The sequence below is a fragment of the Streptomyces sp. NPDC017676 genome (assembly GCF_044329325.1).
Taxonomy (GTDB): domain Bacteria; phylum Actinomycetota; class Actinomycetes; order Streptomycetales; family Streptomycetaceae; genus Streptomyces.
Map to the genome: position 1 here is coordinate 51,662 of NZ_JBIRJA010000030.1, position 15,282 is coordinate 66,943.

The 15,282-nt window shown below is 68.7% G+C and carries 19 protein-coding genes; 11 read left to right on the plus strand and 8 right to left on the minus strand.

What is annotated here, in order from left to right:
* Nucleotides 1-270 precede the first annotated feature (270 nt).
* On the minus strand, nucleotides 271-1,239 hold the full coding sequence (locus ACH4LD_RS40250; protein WP_398059239.1) for a hypothetical protein: 969 nt from the start codon (nucleotides 1,237-1,239) through the stop codon (nucleotides 271-273).
* 191 nt (nucleotides 1,240-1,430) lie between these two features.
* On the opposite strand from ACH4LD_RS40250, the gene tap reads away from it, so the two are divergent.
* Genes tap through tpg (ACH4LD_RS40265) form a run of 3 tightly spaced genes read left to right on the plus strand, consistent with a single transcriptional unit; the run spans nucleotide 1,431 to nucleotide 4,573 of the window.
* Nucleotides 1,431-3,665, plus strand: a complete 2,235-nt coding sequence (gene tap / locus ACH4LD_RS40255; RefSeq protein ID WP_398059240.1) for a telomere-associated protein Tap — start codon at nucleotides 1,431-1,433, stop codon at nucleotides 3,663-3,665.
* 29 nt (nucleotides 3,666-3,694) lie between these two features.
* Nucleotides 3,695-4,009 (plus strand): hypothetical protein, encoded by a 315-nt coding sequence (locus ACH4LD_RS40260; protein ID WP_398059241.1) that lies wholly within the window; start codon nucleotides 3,695-3,697, stop codon nucleotides 4,007-4,009.
* Between the two features lie 6 nt (nucleotides 4,010-4,015).
* Nucleotides 4,016-4,573 carry a telomere-protecting terminal protein Tpg gene (tpg, locus tag ACH4LD_RS40265; RefSeq protein ID WP_398059242.1) on the plus strand — a complete coding sequence of 186 codons (558 nt, stop codon included), beginning with the start codon at nucleotides 4,016-4,018 and terminating at the stop codon, nucleotides 4,571-4,573.
* Between the two features lie 82 nt (nucleotides 4,574-4,655).
* Here tpg (ACH4LD_RS40265) and ACH4LD_RS40270 read toward each other — a convergent pair whose 3' ends face one another.
* Nucleotides 4,656-5,306 carry a hypothetical protein gene (locus ACH4LD_RS40270; RefSeq protein WP_398059243.1) on the minus strand — a complete coding sequence of 217 codons (651 nt, stop codon included), beginning with the start codon at nucleotides 5,304-5,306 and terminating at the stop codon, nucleotides 4,656-4,658.
* Nucleotides 5,307-5,454: 148 nt separating this feature from the next.
* On the opposite strand from ACH4LD_RS40270, the gene ACH4LD_RS40275 reads away from it, so the two are divergent.
* Nucleotides 5,455-5,649 (plus strand): hypothetical protein, encoded by a 195-nt coding sequence (locus ACH4LD_RS40275; protein WP_398059244.1) that lies wholly within the window; start codon nucleotides 5,455-5,457, stop codon nucleotides 5,647-5,649.
* Nucleotides 5,650-5,670: 21 nt separating this feature from the next.
* Here ACH4LD_RS40275 and ACH4LD_RS40280 read toward each other — a convergent pair whose 3' ends face one another.
* Nucleotides 5,671-6,201, minus strand: a complete 531-nt coding sequence (locus ACH4LD_RS40280; protein WP_398059245.1) for a DUF6233 domain-containing protein — start codon at nucleotides 6,199-6,201, stop codon at nucleotides 5,671-5,673.
* A gap of 92 nt (nucleotides 6,202-6,293) precedes the next feature.
* On the opposite strand from ACH4LD_RS40280, the gene tpg (ACH4LD_RS40285) reads away from it, so the two are divergent.
* Nucleotides 6,294-6,884 (plus strand): telomere-protecting terminal protein Tpg, encoded by a 591-nt coding sequence (gene tpg / locus ACH4LD_RS40285; protein ID WP_398059246.1) that lies wholly within the window; start codon nucleotides 6,294-6,296, stop codon nucleotides 6,882-6,884.
* 77 nt (nucleotides 6,885-6,961) lie between these two features.
* Here tpg (ACH4LD_RS40285) and ACH4LD_RS40290 read toward each other — a convergent pair whose 3' ends face one another.
* Complete coding sequence (locus ACH4LD_RS40290) at nucleotides 6,962-7,645, minus strand: transposase family protein (RefSeq protein WP_398059247.1); 684 nt, start codon at nucleotides 7,643-7,645, stop codon at nucleotides 6,962-6,964.
* Between the two features lie 130 nt (nucleotides 7,646-7,775).
* Here ACH4LD_RS40290 and ACH4LD_RS40295 point away from each other — a divergent pair, with 130 nt between their 5' ends.
* Both ACH4LD_RS40295 and ACH4LD_RS40300 read left to right on the plus strand, forming a co-directional pair.
* Nucleotides 7,776-8,192 carry a hypothetical protein gene (locus ACH4LD_RS40295; RefSeq protein WP_398059248.1) on the plus strand — a complete coding sequence of 139 codons (417 nt, stop codon included), beginning with the start codon at nucleotides 7,776-7,778 and terminating at the stop codon, nucleotides 8,190-8,192.
* A 385-nt stretch (nucleotides 8,193-8,577) separates the two neighbouring features.
* The gene (locus ACH4LD_RS40300; protein ID WP_398059249.1) at nucleotides 8,578-9,453 is read left to right on the plus strand and encodes an IS5 family transposase; all 876 of its coding nucleotides are present in this window, start codon (nucleotides 8,578-8,580) and stop codon (nucleotides 9,451-9,453) included.
* A 24-nt stretch (nucleotides 9,454-9,477) separates the two neighbouring features.
* Here the strand turns inward: ACH4LD_RS40300 and ACH4LD_RS40305 are convergent, their stop codons facing one another.
* Entirely contained in the window at nucleotides 9,478-9,894 is a 417-nt protein-coding gene (locus tag ACH4LD_RS40305; RefSeq protein WP_398059250.1) for a hypothetical protein, read from the minus strand.
* Nucleotides 9,895-10,276: 382 nt separating this feature from the next.
* Here ACH4LD_RS40305 and ACH4LD_RS40310 point away from each other — a divergent pair, with 382 nt between their 5' ends.
* The gene (locus ACH4LD_RS40310; protein WP_398059256.1) at nucleotides 10,277-10,828 is read left to right on the plus strand and encodes an ISAs1 family transposase; all 552 of its coding nucleotides are present in this window, start codon (nucleotides 10,277-10,279) and stop codon (nucleotides 10,826-10,828) included.
* Nucleotides 10,829-10,949: 121 nt separating this feature from the next.
* Here the strand turns inward: ACH4LD_RS40310 and ACH4LD_RS40315 are convergent, their stop codons facing one another.
* Nucleotides 10,950-11,360 carry a hypothetical protein gene (locus ACH4LD_RS40315; protein ID WP_398059251.1) on the minus strand — a complete coding sequence of 137 codons (411 nt, stop codon included), beginning with the start codon at nucleotides 11,358-11,360 and terminating at the stop codon, nucleotides 10,950-10,952.
* A gap of 369 nt (nucleotides 11,361-11,729) precedes the next feature.
* Here ACH4LD_RS40315 and ACH4LD_RS40320 point away from each other — a divergent pair, with 369 nt between their 5' ends.
* The 3 genes from ACH4LD_RS40320 to ACH4LD_RS40330 all read left to right on the plus strand — a co-directional run bounded on the left by ACH4LD_RS40320 (nucleotide 11,730) and on the right by ACH4LD_RS40330 (nucleotide 12,816).
* A complete protein-coding gene (locus ACH4LD_RS40320) occupies nucleotides 11,730-11,963 on the plus strand; it encodes a hypothetical protein (RefSeq protein WP_030655479.1) in 234 nt (77 codons plus the stop codon).
* Complete coding sequence (locus ACH4LD_RS40325) at nucleotides 11,963-12,235, plus strand: hypothetical protein (RefSeq protein ID WP_398059252.1); 273 nt, start codon at nucleotides 11,963-11,965, stop codon at nucleotides 12,233-12,235. Before ACH4LD_RS40320 ends, ACH4LD_RS40325 begins: the two co-directional genes overlap by 1 nt.
* A 206-nt stretch (nucleotides 12,236-12,441) precedes the next feature.
* The gene (locus ACH4LD_RS40330) at nucleotides 12,442-12,816 is read left to right on the plus strand and encodes a hypothetical protein (RefSeq protein WP_398059253.1); all 375 of its coding nucleotides are present in this window, start codon (nucleotides 12,442-12,444) and stop codon (nucleotides 12,814-12,816) included.
* Nucleotides 12,817-13,087: 271 nt separating this feature from the next.
* Here ACH4LD_RS40330 and ACH4LD_RS40335 read toward each other — a convergent pair whose 3' ends face one another.
* Both ACH4LD_RS40335 and ACH4LD_RS40340 read right to left on the minus strand, forming a co-directional pair.
* Nucleotides 13,088-13,561 carry a helix-turn-helix domain-containing protein gene (locus tag ACH4LD_RS40335; protein WP_359256594.1) on the minus strand — a complete coding sequence of 158 codons (474 nt, stop codon included), beginning with the start codon at nucleotides 13,559-13,561 and terminating at the stop codon, nucleotides 13,088-13,090.
* Complete coding sequence (locus ACH4LD_RS40340; RefSeq protein ID WP_398059254.1) at nucleotides 13,558-14,316, minus strand: hypothetical protein; 759 nt, start codon at nucleotides 14,314-14,316, stop codon at nucleotides 13,558-13,560. Before ACH4LD_RS40340 ends, ACH4LD_RS40335 begins: the two co-directional genes overlap by 4 nt.
* Between the last annotated feature and the right edge of the window lie 966 nt (nucleotides 14,317-15,282).

Consider the following 15,282-nt stretch of genomic DNA (forward strand, 5'->3'; position numbering starts at 1 on the left):
GCAGCGAGCTCGCCCGGCCGACGGGGCCGCTGGGCAGGACCGCGTGAAGAGAACAAAGCCCAGTGCGTCAGGGGCGGCGGGCGAGGACGTCGTCGATGCGGGAGGCGTCGGCGACCCACGTCGCGGCGGCCGGCGCTATGAAGCCGAGTACGGTCTGGATATCGTCCCGGCGTGCCTCGAGGGACAGGTGTCAGATCCCTTCGTGGTGGGCGAGGACGGCCGCCCGGATCGTTCCGGGCGGCCGTCGTCTGCTTCTCGGTGAGATGCCGGTCAGTCACCGGCCCCGTGGGGGAGACCGTCGTCCAGGACGATGCGGATGGTCTCCCCTTGTCCGGTGACGTCAGTGAGTTCGGCTGCGATGCGGTTGTAGGAGGTCACGGCCATGGCCCAGTCGCCCTCCAGCGGGGTGACGGTGGAGCGGGTCTTCCACAGCTCGATCAGCAGGGCGATGAGGGACCGTCCGGACAGGACAGTCCGGACGCGGCCTTCCTTAAAGTCCTCGACCGCGGGCGGGGTGCGGAAGTGGCTGTGGTCGACGGCCAGGGCGGCGAGCCACTCCCAAGTGTCGCGGTGCGCGATCAGTTCGGCGGAGGCCACACCGGCGGCCTTCAACAGCAGGACGCCGTGGGCGACCCGCGGGTCCTCCGCGCCGGCGGAGGCCTGCGGCGTGGCAGCCCAGGGCTGGCCAGCGGAGGTGCCGGTGCCCTGGTAGGCGGCCTCGATGGCACTCTTCAGCGCGAGGTCCTGGTCCTCGCCGGTTGCGGGCTGCGGCCGGTGCCCGGTGTTCTCCATGGTTCCCCCCGAGATGTCGGTGTCGGTTGAGACGGATGGATGGCCTTCGGCGCCGGCGGACGAGTCGTAGCCGGTTTCGGGTTCGGGCTGTGCAGTCCTCTCGGGAGGGGTCTGCGTGCCCTCGCCGGTGGTGTCACCTGTCCCCTCGGGCGGCACGAAGGTACGCAGAACGTCGACAAGGTCCAGGAGCTGCCGGAGCTCGCCCCGTGTCTCGTTCAGGTCGCTGATCATCCGGTCCTGACGGCGACGGACCTCCCGGTTTTCCTCGCGCAATCCGGTGATGCCCCCCTCGATCTTTTCGAGGATCTTCAGACGGCTCTGCGTGACGTCACCGTGCAGCGCGGTCAGCCCGACCGTCGGGTCATCGAGACGATCGAGATGGGCGAGTTGCTGTCGTATCGCCTCCAGTTCCTTCATGGCGTCGCGGAACGCGTCTTTCCACCCCACGTGACCCCCTGGCTACTCAGAGCATGCGACCGCTCGAATCTCCCCAGAAAGAGTTCGCGTGACGCGATGGTTTCCAGCCCTTCCCTGGGCCCCTCTCGGTCGCACTTGAACGACCTTCGTACGGTATATGTACGCAAAACTTACGCTGTTCGTACGGTCCATGGGGTAGAGTATCGGTCAGGAGGTGTTCCATGTCCGAGTTGTTCGACGCGGTCGACGCGCTGGTCGCGTCCCGCGCACCGCTGCCGCCGGCGGAGGAGCGCAAGCGGCTGCGCCAGGCCCACGGGCTGACGCTGGACGAAGTGGCCGCCGCGCTGAAGGTGCGCCGGGCGACGGTGTCCGGCTGGGAGTCGCTGAAGAAGCCGACCGAGCCCCGCGGCCCGGAGCGTGAGGCGTACGCGCGGCTGCTGAACCAACTCGCGGAGCTCTACCCCGCGCCCGCCACCCCGGACCCGGTGCCCTCCACGTTCACCGGCCAGCCCGCCCCGACAAAAGCGCGGACTCCGTCCACAGACCCGGCCTCGGCTGCGGCCATGACTGCAACCGAGAACACCCAGCCCCCTGCCCCTGTCGCCGCTGCTCCTGCCGCCGCAACCCGCCCGGCGCGCACCACCAGGACGTCGTCGACGTCGCGCCGTCCGGGTGCGAAGAAGGCGGCCCCGGCCGGCACTCCGGCGGGCGGCCCCGACCCGCGGTTCGAGAACGGGCCGCTGGCGGTCGTCGACGTCGACGCCGACGGGCAGGTGCTGGCGTACTGCACCGGCGGCCTGGTCCTGGACGTGCCCGCCAAGTCCCTGCCGTCCCTGGTGGACTGGACGCTCAAGGAGGCCAAGCTCGGGCAGCCGAAGCTCGCCGGGCCCGGCAAGGACGCCGACCCGCTGCTCGTGCTTACCGAGTCTGCGCTGGAGCGCTACGGGCTCCCCGTCGCCCTCACCGATGAGGAGCGGCTCGCCGGGCGGCTCCCGGAGGGCCACAAGGTCGTCAAGCAGCTCGCACGTGCCGAGTGGAAGCTGACGAAGCGCGGGCTCGGCCCGTGGGCGCGGATCTACCGTCCGGCCAAGGGCTCCGAGCGCGCTTGCGTGCAGCTGTGCATCCCGTCCTGGCACGCGCTCGACTCCCGCCACTGGGGCCACGCCGCGCAGCTTCCGCCGGCGGACCTCGCCCGGCTCCTGGGCACCTACGCGTCCCGGGTGATGACACCGCGCGGCTCCACCGCCGTCACCGGCCTGGAACTGATGACCGCCCTGCAGCCGCCAACCCGCGCCTCCGAACCCGACGCCGAAGGCCGCCGGCACCCCGAGCACAACCCCGGCAGCCTGGGCAAGGACCCGGTCGACCCGATGAACTGGCCGCCGTGCGAGGTCCCCGACGGCCACCCGGTCCTCAAGGACCTGCCTCGGTTCCACGTGCGCGGCCCCGGCGAGAAGCTATTTGAGGAGGCGTACGACTGGGCGCGGCCGATGACCGATGCCGAGTGCACCCTGCGGCACCTGGTCGGCATCGATGTGAACATGGCCTTCGCCGCCGGCGCCAACGGTCTGAACGTCGGCCTCGGTGAGGCGACGCTCGTCAAGGCCCCCGCATTCGACTCGAAGCTGCCCGGCTCGTGGCTGGTCGACCTCTCCCACGTCGACCTGTCCCGCGTGAAGGTCGGCAAGGAGTGGCTGGAGTTGGACGGCTCGCTGCTGCCCTCTCCGTTCACGCCGAAGGGCGAGCGCCCGGAAGGGCCAGCCTGGTACGCCACTCCCACCGTGGCGTACGCAGTGGAGCTCGGCTACGAGGTGCAGCCGATCGAGGCGTACGTCCGGTACGAGAACGGCCGCTACCTGGACGGCTGGTACAACCGGCTCCGCGACGCCTACCTGGCCACGATGGCCGACCTCGGCGTCCACGCCGACATGGAACCGGCCGACTTCCTCGCAGCGATGGACGGCTACAAGGACCGCGACCCGGACCTCGCGATCGTCGTCTCAGCGATCAAAGCAACCGTAAAGGGAGGTATCGGCAAGCTTCGCGAGCGGCCCCGTGGTGAGGGCTGGCGGCCCGGGCAGCCGTGGCGGGCGCTGTCCCGGCCGACGTGGCGGCCGGACATCCGCGCGGCGGTCATCTCCCGCACCCGGATCAACCTCCACCGCAAGATCGTCAAGCACGCGGCGTTCACCGGGCAGTACCCCATCGCGATCCTGTCCGACTGCGTCATCTACGCGGCCAACGGCACTAGCCCGCTGGACTTCCTGCCGTACCGGGAGGGCAAGCCGCTGCTCGGCGGCTTCAAGCTCGGCATCAACCCCGGCCTGGTCAAGCACGAAGGCACCCAGACGGTTCTGTGGGGTGAAGAGGTCCGCGAGCGGTTCAACGCCCCGGAGCTCAACCTTGCCCGCTACATCAAGGACGGCACCGTCACCGACATCGACAACGGAGAGTAGGAGCCGAGATGCGAGGCAGGGACGCAACCATGCAGGCTGACACACGCTCCTGGGCGGCGCGCTGGTCGTTCACCACGGCATCCGGCGTCACCACCGGAACCGCCCGGGCCGCCTCCTTCCATGAACTGCACTCCACCGTCTCCAAGGCCGCCGAGCAGTCACTGGCCAACCTGACCGAAGAGGAAGGCGACGCCCTGGACGCGCCCTGGAACCGCTTCCTGGCCCGCCTGGAACTCCTCGCCGAACGCCAAGCCCGCAGCGCCGGAAGCTGGCACTACGCCGCCGACGGGTGGGCCGACATCGAGATCACCCACATCACAGACCACCAGAGCAGCGGGGAGTAGACCGCGATGAGCCTGTTCGGGGACGGCCTGGACGCCGCGGTGCAAAGGGCGTTCACCCGCCCGGCACCCAAGAGCGCGGGCGCGCAGATGCGCTACCTGGTCAAGCAGCTCAAGGGCACCAAGCCGGTCGCCCAGATGCTGCGCATCTCCCAGCGCACCGTCGAACGGTACGTGAAGGACCAGATCAAGAAACCCCGCCCGGACCTCGCCGCGCGCCTGGAGCGCGAGGTGAAGAAGCGGTGGCAGCCACAGATCCGCGCCAGGGCCAAGGAGCGCGCGGCGACGACCGGCGGCATCGTCATCGACACCCGGGCCCGGCTCGGCTACACCGCGCCGATCGGCTCCACCGACGAGACCCGGCTGCGGCACCTGACCGTGGCGCTGCCCCCGCAGTACGCCGCCCGTCTCTTCGACGCCCAGGAGGCCGGCTCCAGCGACCAGGAGCTCCAGCAGATCGCCGCCGACGCGCTGCGCGAGGTCTACTTCCAGGACAGCGGCCGCCGCGCCGGCCAGCTGGAGGAGGTGCGCTTCACGGACATCGAGCACCTCGAGTTCGACCTGTAGCAGCCGCACCCCGAACAGCTCGCGAGCCCCGGACCGTTGCGGTCCGGGGCTCGCTCGTGCACGCGCCGTCGATGGGGGGGCTTTACGGTGTCTGACCGTGCTCGAAGCGGGCAGAGCGGGCCGCCCGGTAGGCCGCGTGCGCGGCTTCATCGCAGTCCTCGCTGATGAGAAAACCCCCACCGACCCAGTTGCCCCACCGGGATCCGCGCGTCTCCCAGTCAATGTACGGTCCATCGTTTCCGACGAGACCGCCCTGGGGCGTGATGTCGATGCCGTTGGCGAAGAAGCAGGCCGTGCCTTGGAACACGTCGCCCTTGCGGAAGCTCAGCACCGTATGGGCAGGCTGCGAGTAACCCACGTGCTCGCCGGTGTTCGAGTCGGCCAGTGCACCAACGCGGTCGATCGGTCCCAGGATAAGCAGTCGGGTCTGATGTTCGTTGACGAGGTGAGGGCCGGCCGGATTTGGGAGGCCGAAGTGAGGTATCGCGGCGTAGAAAAGCAACTCCACATCGAGCTGCTCCTCGGAGCCCTTCACCTCGACCCAGAGCTTCTCCTTCGGCAGCCAGAAGTCGGGGAGGTAGGGCCTGCGCCCGCCGTCCGGGCCGACGGCGTACCCCTGTGGTTCGTACTGCCAGTGGATGCCCAGCTTGTCGAAGAAGACGGCCCAACGCGCTTCCAGCCGCGAGCGGAAGCGATGCCCCGCGTAGCTGGTCTCTATGGCTCGGATGGACACACCTGGTCTCCGTTCAGAGGCAGTACGACTACAAGGCGGCCGGGAGTAGTTGGTCTCCCGGCCAAGTGGGCACGGTGGGATGGTGGCACAAGACAGTGACAACGAGATACTGACCGGCATGGCAGAAGGCGCAGATCACCAACAGGACGTGACCTACCGAACGCCGGTCGGCTCCGTCGATCTCAGGGCGTTCGACGACGATGGCACGTCGTACGAGATCCATGCCTGCCACGACTGCCTGCCGTGGCACGCGGAAGTCGTGGTCGTTGAGGGAGAGATCCTCGTCAGGGAGTGGCACGCCGTCGGCTGCCCGCAGTTCCGGCGCCTCGTCCAGGGCGGCTGAGGCGGGAGCCCGTCATAGACATCAGTCCTCGAAGCCGTGGTCGAAGCCCTTGAGGACGGGGTCAAGTTCGGCGGCGGCGTCGCATAGTGAGCACAGCCGGACGCCCGGCTGCTGGGCCACGTCCAGGGCTCGCTCCAGCGTCAGCACCGGTGCGCCGGCCGGGGCCTCTTCGCAGTCGACGGCGTGCACGACACCGCCCCGGCCGGGACCGCGGCCGCCGGCCTTCGCCATCACCCACCCCGGCGGGCGGCGTGGCCCGAGGACCTGGTCCACGACCGACGGCTTCGGCAGGTACTCGGTGGGCACCTGGTCGTACGAGACGCCGGCCACGGGTCGCACGTGGTCCGGCGCCCGCACCCAGACCCGGTACTCGGCCGCTTCCACGCTGTCCCCGGGCCCGTTTTCGTAGACGGGGATGCCGACGTCGTAGCGCCACTCGTCGGGTAGCTGGCGGCGTGCCCACAGCCGTGCGACGACCTCCTGGCCGCCGGGCAGGAGGATTCGCACTGGCACCGGGGGCTGGTCAGGGGCGGGCGGAGGAGACGTCGACATGCCTCCACCGTAGATACCGCCGCCAGCAGCACCCGCCATGACCTGCATGACCGCGGACTCTGTCCACAGGGGAGACGGCCGACGCTGCGGCCATGACGATCAACGAATCGCAGCAGCCGGCCCCGGGCCGCGGCAAGGTTCTGGGGGCCCTCGCACGGGCGGAGCGGAAGGTGTTCACCCGGCCCGCGCCGAAATCCGCGAAGGCTCAGGTGCAATTCCTTCTCACGCGGGCGAAGGGGTCGACGCAGGCCCTGGCGGAGCGCTTGGGTGTCTCGCGCCGCACGGTGGAGCGTTACCGCGCCGGGACGCTGACGACCCCGCAGAAGCGCCTCCGGGCCGCCCTGGTGGAGGAGACGGAATCCGAGTGGCAGCCGCAGGTCAGAGCACAGGCGCGGCACCAGGCGGCCACCTCCAGCGGCATGATGGTGGATGTCACCGCGTACTTCGGATTCACCTGCACGGGCAGCTCGGACGATGGCCGCGAGCGCACCATCACCACGGCGATCTCGCCCACCTACGCGAAGCAGATCCTGGAGCTCCAGGAGGCCGGTGCGACGGAGGAAGAGCTGCACCCGATCGTCGCTGAGGCCATCACCGAGTCGTATTTCACGCAATGGGGCACCCGCGCCGTTGGCCTGCGCGCGGATTTCACACACGTCTCGGAAATTGAGTTCCGGTTCTGACCCGGTTGAATTCGGGACCTGCTAGAAACGTATCCGGCGGGCCGCCGTACAGCGCTCTGGCGGCGGCCCGTCCTCAATCAGCTCACGAAAACGAGGCCGACGATGCCCACGCCCCGGCGCACCGCCCGCCGTCCAGGGCTGTTGCAAAGTCGTGTGATCTTGTAGGTGGGCTGGTCAGGGCAGGCCGATGAGGTCGAGCGGTCGGGTGTGGGGTTGGTAGGGAAAGGTGGCGGAGGGCGGCGGCGATGCTGCGGTGTCCGGCTCGGCGGAGGGTGCTGATCGCGATGTTCCGCAGGGTGGCCATGTTCTCCTCCCAGCAGGTCGGCCAGGCCGCCAGGGCATACGGATGTGATTACCCGGCGGATGGTGGCGGCGCTCGGCGCGATCCGCACGGCGAACACGGTGGCGCATCTCGCGCCGAGCCTGGCCAGGGTGTGGTGCGGGGCCTCGGCGGCCCACTGGCCGATTGCCGCGTACGAGCGGGCGCCGGCCAGCACCGCGCAGGCGGCGCTCAGCAGCACGCTCACGAACGGGTGGCGCAACCCTCGACGGTGGCGGGGGTCTGGCAGTCTGACCAGCCGCTCGGCCACCGACAGCTCCGACACTCCCGCGAGGGCGGGAGACTTCACAAGGCAGGGCGCGGCAGACTGTCGGCACATCGAATCTCGTTGGGGCGCAAGCGACTTGGGAAGTTCACTTGCTCCAACGGAGCTTCGTTGCGTTGGACACGCACTCCTCGACCACGTCCCTGACCAGCGCATTCACCGGATCACGCGACTTTGCAACAGCCCTGGCGGAACATCGCACCATATTGACGCGTCCACGACCATCGCGACTAGCATGGCGGCAGATCCTGTTCGCTGCTTGCTCGTCAGACGGAGAGGAAGAGTCGTGCGCAAGTCCCTGATGGTGGTGGTTGTGGCCATGATGGCGGCCATCGGTTTCGCTGCCCCCGCGCAAGCCACTGTGAACAGCGTGGACAGGCCCTTCAGCCTGATTTACGGCAACAGCACCGCTTCCGGAACGATCCACTTCACCGACGGGTACTCCGCCAGCGTGTCCGGCACCGTCCACGCGGCAAGCGGCGCCCGCATGATCTGCGCCTGGGGGGAGAACGGCAACGTAACGACCAGCGCCATCTGCAGCCCGTGGGCGTATGCGGGCGGGCCGAACCAGTCCCTCAGTGGATCGCTGCAGATTGCGCTGCCGGGCGGCGTCCAGGGGGTCTACATCGCAATGTACGACGAGAATATCGACCCGCTGACCGAGAAGTTCTGCACCCGTACCGCCTGTACGCTGCTGTATTAAGCAGACCGCCCTCACCCGCCAGGGCTGATGCAAAGTTATTTGATCTTGCATATATTGCCTGGTCGGTGTGGGTGTCCGAAGCAATAGGGCTGGTGGGCGGCAGTGCTCTTGCAAGGTCGGTGTGATCTTGTGAGGGGCTGGTCAGGCCGGGTGTGACCGGATAGACCGAAGCTCCGTTGGTGTGAGCGATTCTTCAAGTCGCTTGTCACCAACGGAGCTTCGATGCGTTGTGAGTCTTCCATGCCCGCCGCCGTGCTGTCGTGCGTGGTCACCGGTGTGAGTGACGGGCCTGAGGCGTGGGATCCACGGGACCGTCGCGGGCGCCGGTATCCGCTACTAGGCCGTGTCTCGAAAGTGGATCTTGAGCGCTGAATGATCACGGCTCATGGGTCGGGGAGATCTTACGGACGAGCAGTGGGCGGTGTTGGAGCCGTTGCTGCCGAAAGGAATGAAGGCGGGACGGCCGCCGGTCTGGCCGCGACGGCGGCTGATCGACGGCATACGGTTTCGGGTCCGGACCGGTGTTCCGTGGCGGGACGTGCCTGTCGAGTATGGGCCGTGGAACCGGGTCTACGATCTGTTCCGCCGATGGCAGCGAGACGGCACCTGGCACCGCATCCTGACCCGACTCCAGTCCCTGGCCGATGTGAAGGGTGCGATCACGTGGGACCTGAGCGTCGACTCCACGGTCTGTCGCGCCCATCAGCATGCCGCCGGGGCCCGCAAGCAGGGCGACCTGCAGAAGGAACCACCGGGCGGCATCTTCACTGAGCCCCGTGATCATGGGCTGGGCCGCTCGCGCGGCGGGTTCACCACCAAGCTGCATCTCGCCGTCGAGCAGGGCCAAAAGCCCATGTCGATCGTGGTGACGGCAGGACAGCGCGGAGACGCGCCGCAGTTCGAACCCGTGCTGGAAAAGGTCCGCGTGCCCCGCATCGGGCCGGGCCGGCCACGCGTCCGCCCCGACCGCGTCCGGGCCGACAAGGCGTACGCCTCCCGAAAGAACCGCGCCTACCTCCGCCGGCGCGGGATCCGCTGCACCATCCCCGACAAGGCCGACCAGGCGCGTAACCGCAGGAAGCGAGGCTCTCACGGTGGCCGGCCACCGCACTTCGACCCGGTCGACTACCGCGAGCGTCATGCGGTCGAGTGCGGGATCAACCGCCTCAAGAGACAACGCGCCGTCGCCACCCGGTACGACAAACTCGCGGTCCGCTACGAGGCCACTGTCCTCGTAGCGGCCATCAACGAGTGGCTGTGATCGGCACGCTTCGCCCGCGGCAGTTCAGAGATCGATGCCCAAGCCGGCCAGGAACTCCTGGAACAGATCCTCCACGAACGGGTCGGACCGCTTCGACAGGACATCGGCGATCGCCTTCGGAACGGGAGTCAGGCCAGCCGCCCGTGCCCAGGCCACAGCACGCTCCGCGGCCTCCTCCGGCCCCAAGAACCAGTCGTCGACGGATTGGCCATCCTCTGCCATGTAGGCAGACATAGCCGCCCGATCAAGACATGCGCGCCAGGTTTCCTGGTCCCTGGTCCGGCCTTCCAGGACCAGGCAGTCGCTGTCCATCACGAATCCGGCAAGGACCGGGTGCCCAGTGACGTCAACCAGTTCGATGAGACTCTCCTCATCGAGTGAGGACTCCCCTTCCAACGACCAAAGCCGCCAGTCATCAGCGCGCTCCTGGAGCAGCTCCATGCGCACCCCGTCAGTGAAGGCCGCCACCTCACCCAGCGGACCCCGATGACGGACGACGACAAGAGAACCCCAGTACCCCATCTGATTGCTCCATGTCCGAAAGTCGCTGCGTGGCGGCGCTCGCCGCCGCCCAGAGCCGCGTTCGCGCAAGTGAGGGGTGATTCTTGCAGAAATCCACTTTCGCAACAGGCCCTAGCACTGGTCCGCGCGGCGGCGTGCGCGGTGGTGGCCGGAGCCCGTTCGTACGCGGCGATCGGCCAGTGGCTGCGGCGGGCCCCGCAGCACACACTGGAGCGGCTGGGCTTCTTGCCGCGCGGCGCGTTGGGCGTGCGGCCGGCGGCCTCGATGGACACCGTGCGCCGCGTGGTCGAGAGGCTGAGCCCTGCCGGACTCGCCGCCCTGCTGCAGCCAGGCGGACGGTCCCAGTTCCCGGCCGCACCGGCTTGCGGCGGACGGCAAGAGCGCCCGTGGCTCACGCACCCGCGATCGGCAGGCCGCACACCTGCTCGCCGTCGTCGACCAGGACGATTGCCTCCTCGCCCAGCTGCGGGTGCCGGACAAGACCAACGAGATCCCGTGCCTGCGCGACCTGCTGGAGGCGCTGGACATCACCGGCGCGGTCGTCACCGCCGACGCCCTGCACACCCAGGTCGAGACCGCCCGCTTCCTCGTCGAGGAGAAGAAGGCGCACTACCTGCTGACCGTGAAGGCCAACCAGCCGACTCTGTACGCGAGCTGCCGGGCCCTGCCGTGGAAGCAGGCCACCGCGAAGTACTACGACCGCAGCCGGGGCCACGGCCGCAACGAGACCCGCGTCGTGCAGGTCCTCACCGTCTCTCGTGCCGGGAGTCCTGCCGGGCGAAGAACCGGGCGTCCTGGACGCGCGGTGCGGACTTGGGAGTGGTCCTCGTCCCAGACCGTGTCCCGCACGTAGTGGATCTTGTTCTCGATGCCCCAGTGCCCGCGCACGGCCCGGGTGATGTCCTCGCTGGGCAAGGCGCTCCCACTCCGCGAGCTCCGATCGGGCTTCGCTCGTGCCGAGGGCAGGTCGGTGATCACGTACACAGTCTCGCGGGTCCGCTTCCCGGTCGCGGTATCGGTGCGGTGGCGGGTGATCCGGGCAACCCGCCCTTGACGACGTCGTCCAGGCCGGGCTCGCCGCCGACGCCGCGGCCGCCGCTGCCCGGGAAGCCGAGCTGCGCGCCCACCTCGCCTTTCCTCACGTCAGGCAAGCCGCCCGGATCGCGGCCCGCGCCGATGAGCTCCAGGCGCTGCGCGAGCTCGGCACCCTGGAGCAGACCGAGCCCCGCGACGGCGACGAAGCCGTCCGCGACGAGCTCACCCGGCGAGCCGGCGGGTACGTTCAGACCGACGTTGACGCCTGGCTCGCCCACGCCCTGGCTGCGCGCCGCGGGCACTACCGCGAGGCCGCCGCCGGCCTTCTCTCGCCGCCGGTCCTCGCGCACGCCGCGCTGCTCGCTGAACTCGCCCGCCTGGTCCCCGGCGCCGACGTCGACGAGCTGGCGGCCGCCGAGGCGCTCGCCGCGTTCCTCACCCGCGCCCGCCCCACCTGTTGATCACCGAGGGTGACTGTCACACTGTCACGTGTGTCACGCACCCTTGATTCGACTGTCACGCTGGGGTGTCACGTTGCCAGTCTGGCCCCTGATCACGGGGCCGATATCCGGATTTCGGCCTCGCACCGAACAGCGTGACACCCCGCCGGGTGCGGCTACGGAGCGCAACCGATGCTCAATTCAGCTGGAGCGGTCCCGGGCCCTGTTGCCTGGCGATACCGTGGTGAGCAACGCCAGTTCTGCCCTCTGGAGCCCTCGATGAGCGAACAGCCGGCCCCCGCCGACACCGCCGCCCGGCAGCTGGAGCCCGCGGCCGCCGACGCGGTCCGCGCGTACGCGGCCAAGACCCGCGCCGACGCCGACCGGTTCGCCGCCGTTCTGGAGGACATCGCCACCAATGGCCTGCCCGACCCCGAGCAGTGCACCCCGTGGGAGGAGCTGCGCGAGGCCCACCTCGCCCGCCTCGCTCGGCAGCGTCCGGCCGTCGCCTGATGGCCCCGCAGCACGGCCCCCGCCGCGCCCGGATCGCGTTCTCCGACTCCGCCGCCAAGCAGCTGGAGAACATCACCAGCGAGGCGGAGATCCACGCCCTGGACCGCGCCCTGGTCGTCGTCTCCGTCGACCCCGAGGTCGGCGAGCCGATCCCCGGCGACAGCAGTGGACCGCGGCTGCGCCAGTACGTCGACGACGTCGAACGCGTCCGGCTCGTGTACTGGGTGACCGCGTTGAAGTCCGTGGTGGTCGTCGCCTTCATCGAGGTGTAGCAGCCGTCCGCTGCCCTCTCACTGCTCCTGGTGCTGCCCGTCTCCTGGTCGTGCTGCCCGACTGCCGTATGGGGCTTCGAAGGAAGCGCAGCATTCGCACGGTCCAGTCAGCACTCGACAGCCTTGAACTCGCGACCTGCGAGCCTTCGCGGATGTCGGCAACGAGTTCCCCTACCAGGCGCCACAGCCCTGGTAGGACAGGACTTATGAACAGCGTCAAGCGCCGCCGCGCCCATGCCGCGCTCCAACACACGGTCAACGCTCTCGAGGGCGCATCCTGGAGTAAGTCCATCGGTGAGCGAGGTTTCCGCCTGAGCGTTGGTCTCGAAGGTGATGTGCTCAGCGTCTCCCCTCGCTCCACCATCCCTGGCCCGTCCGCACTCCAGGTCTACTGCCGGTATCCAGAGCACCAGCGCCTCCAGCGCGTTAGGAACCACATGGCTTGCCTTCGCGGCGATCTGCTTTCGATCGGTCTCGACTTTGCGGATCCGTTCCCAGATGCCTTGCAGAAGATCGTGAATGGCGAGCCGGTCACTGTCGTTGAGTACGAGCCGTCACGTGTGCCTTCGCACGCATCGTGAGGTCGTCCGCGCTGATTAGGCCGCCTCTTGTTCTGGAGAACCAGAACGAACCGGTTTACCTGGTGCTACCGCCCTCTCGCCGCGAGCCGCCCGCCCTCGATCGTTCCAGCTACGCCGACCGAGCTGGTGACGATCCGTTTTGGCCCTGCCCAGGAGAACCTTTGTCCACCCAGGCGGGGACCTTCGGTGTCGGCACCGACACCGGGAGCGCGATCGGCGCTACACCCGTGGAGGGTGCAGCGCCGGTGTCCGTACGAGGGTGCCCGGCGGGTCAGCCGACGGCGTGCAGCGAACCGCGCCTCTTGGCGGCCGCAGCCTTCTTGGCAGCAGCGGCGGCCGCCCGCTTCTTGCGCTGCTCGGCGAGCTGGTCTTGGTAGGCGGCGACGGCCCGGTGGTAGTCCGCCACGTAGGTCTTGCTGTCCAGCCGGTCCGCCTTGGGCATCGCCTTCACGGCGTCCATGGCGTCCTCAGGGGAGTTGTAGCCGGCCAGCATCGGGTTGATCTGGTAGACGCCGTTGCGGACCTTCTTGACGAGCTTGGCCAGCTCCAGCTCCCGCAGTGCAGCGTTCACGCTGGGACGGCTGAGCCCGAGCAGCTCACCAAGGGTGGCCTGGTCCATCGCGATGCGACCGCCGGCCTCGCTGCGGGCCCGGAGCTTCAGCAGCGCCCGGTAGGCGGCGGGCGGCAGGTCCAGGTCGGCGAGAAGACCGTCGGCGTTGGTCGCCGACCACTTCAAGGTACTCACTGGGCTGATCCCTCCTCCTGGCGCTGCGCACGGGCCAGTCGGCGTGCAGCGCGTTCCTCGGCCCGCTTCTTGCGCAGTTCCTCGATCGCCTCGCGCATGTGCTCCAGCGACGGGAACCGCACCAGATCCGGCAGGCTCTCGTCCCTGCGGATCTTCGCGATCGTCTTGTCTTGGTCGACCTGTACGTACTCGGCTTCCACCAGCTCCGTGCCCGGGATGAACTCCGCTACACGGTACGAGTAGGGCGGGTTGAACTGGTAGATACCGCGGCGCACCTTGAAGACGATGCCATGGCCCATGACCTCCTGCAGCGCCTCATTGATCTTCGCGCGGGGCACGTCCAGGACAGTCGCCATCTCCTCCTGCGTCAGCCGGATTTGCCCGCCGGCCTTCTGGCAGGCGATCAGCAGCAGGATCAGCCGCAACGGCAGGGCCTCGCGGAAGTACTGCGCGATTAGGAAGAAGAACTCGAGCGAGTCCATGGAGAACGCCTTGGGGCGCTCCGGCGTGTCGTAGAACTCCATCGGCTTGCGCTCGCTGCTGAGCGAGAGCTGCCGGCGTGGGTAGCGGCGAGCGACCGAGTCGAGGTCCTCAACCGGCTGCACCGGCTTGGACCACGCCTGGATCTCCTCACCGAGGGGCAGCTCCGTACGGCGCGCTGCGCGCTTCGGTGCGGGACGACGGCGCTGTGGCTCGGGTGTCACGAGGCTGCTCTCCACTCCGCTGATCTTGGACGCCAGCAGTATGTCAGCCACACCGACAAATATGTCGGCCTCACTGACATTCCGGCGTGTTGTGTCCCCCCAGGGGGGACAGATCTCCCCCCTCCATGCGACGGCAGACCGTTCGACGGGACGCCGTCGCGAACGTCGGCCTCGCTGACGTTTCGAGCCCAAAACTGTCGGCCTGGCTGACATTCGGTCGGCGATGTGACTACTCAGGAGGTACACATCGCACGCGTTGTGTACCTCCTCGGGTGACAGATCGCCGGATGTGCAGGCCGCTGACCAGCGGGTTCTTGATCTGCGTAAGTATTAAGGTGGCTGAGGTCCACCCGCAGCCGCCGGCCGGACCCCTCGTGGCTGAGGCAGCTTCGCGTGCGGGCCCGTGGGCCCACGCAGACCGTGGGCGGCACCATCGGCTCTGAGTCTCGGGTGGTGCTGGCCGTGACGAACAAGCACCAGGAGGCGGGGCCAGCCTCCGTGGCGAGTTCCGCCGCCCGGCCCGAGGGGCCGTTCGGCTCCGGTACCTCCGCACGCCGGAGTTCATGCTTTCCGATATCCGGGGTGCCGTTCTGTGACTGAGGCCCGAAGCGGCTCAATTCGTTATTCCTTGCGTGGTTGAGTGGCAAAATTGCGAACGCTGACCTTTCATCAAAAGGCGCGCCCCGCCCGGGTGGTTAGGGGGTGTCTCGTGTTTCCGCCAACGGTACATGCTGCATCAATCTGATGCAGCCACTACACTGGAACCCGACACGAACGAGTGGCCCCCCTCCCTCGTAGCCAGCCCGGCCCGCGTCAGCGGGCCCAACGGTTCTGGAGGCGCAGCCGGAAGGACCGTCAGGCGGGGGAGCGCAGCGGCCCCGCCTGCCCCGGCCGGAGTGAAGCGGAGGCCGGTAGGCGGGACGCAGTCCCGCCGGTCCGGGAGCGCAGCGGACGGACCGTCACCTCGGGTGCGCAGCACCCGAGGTGTGCGGGGGGGGCCGCCCCCCCCCCCCCCCC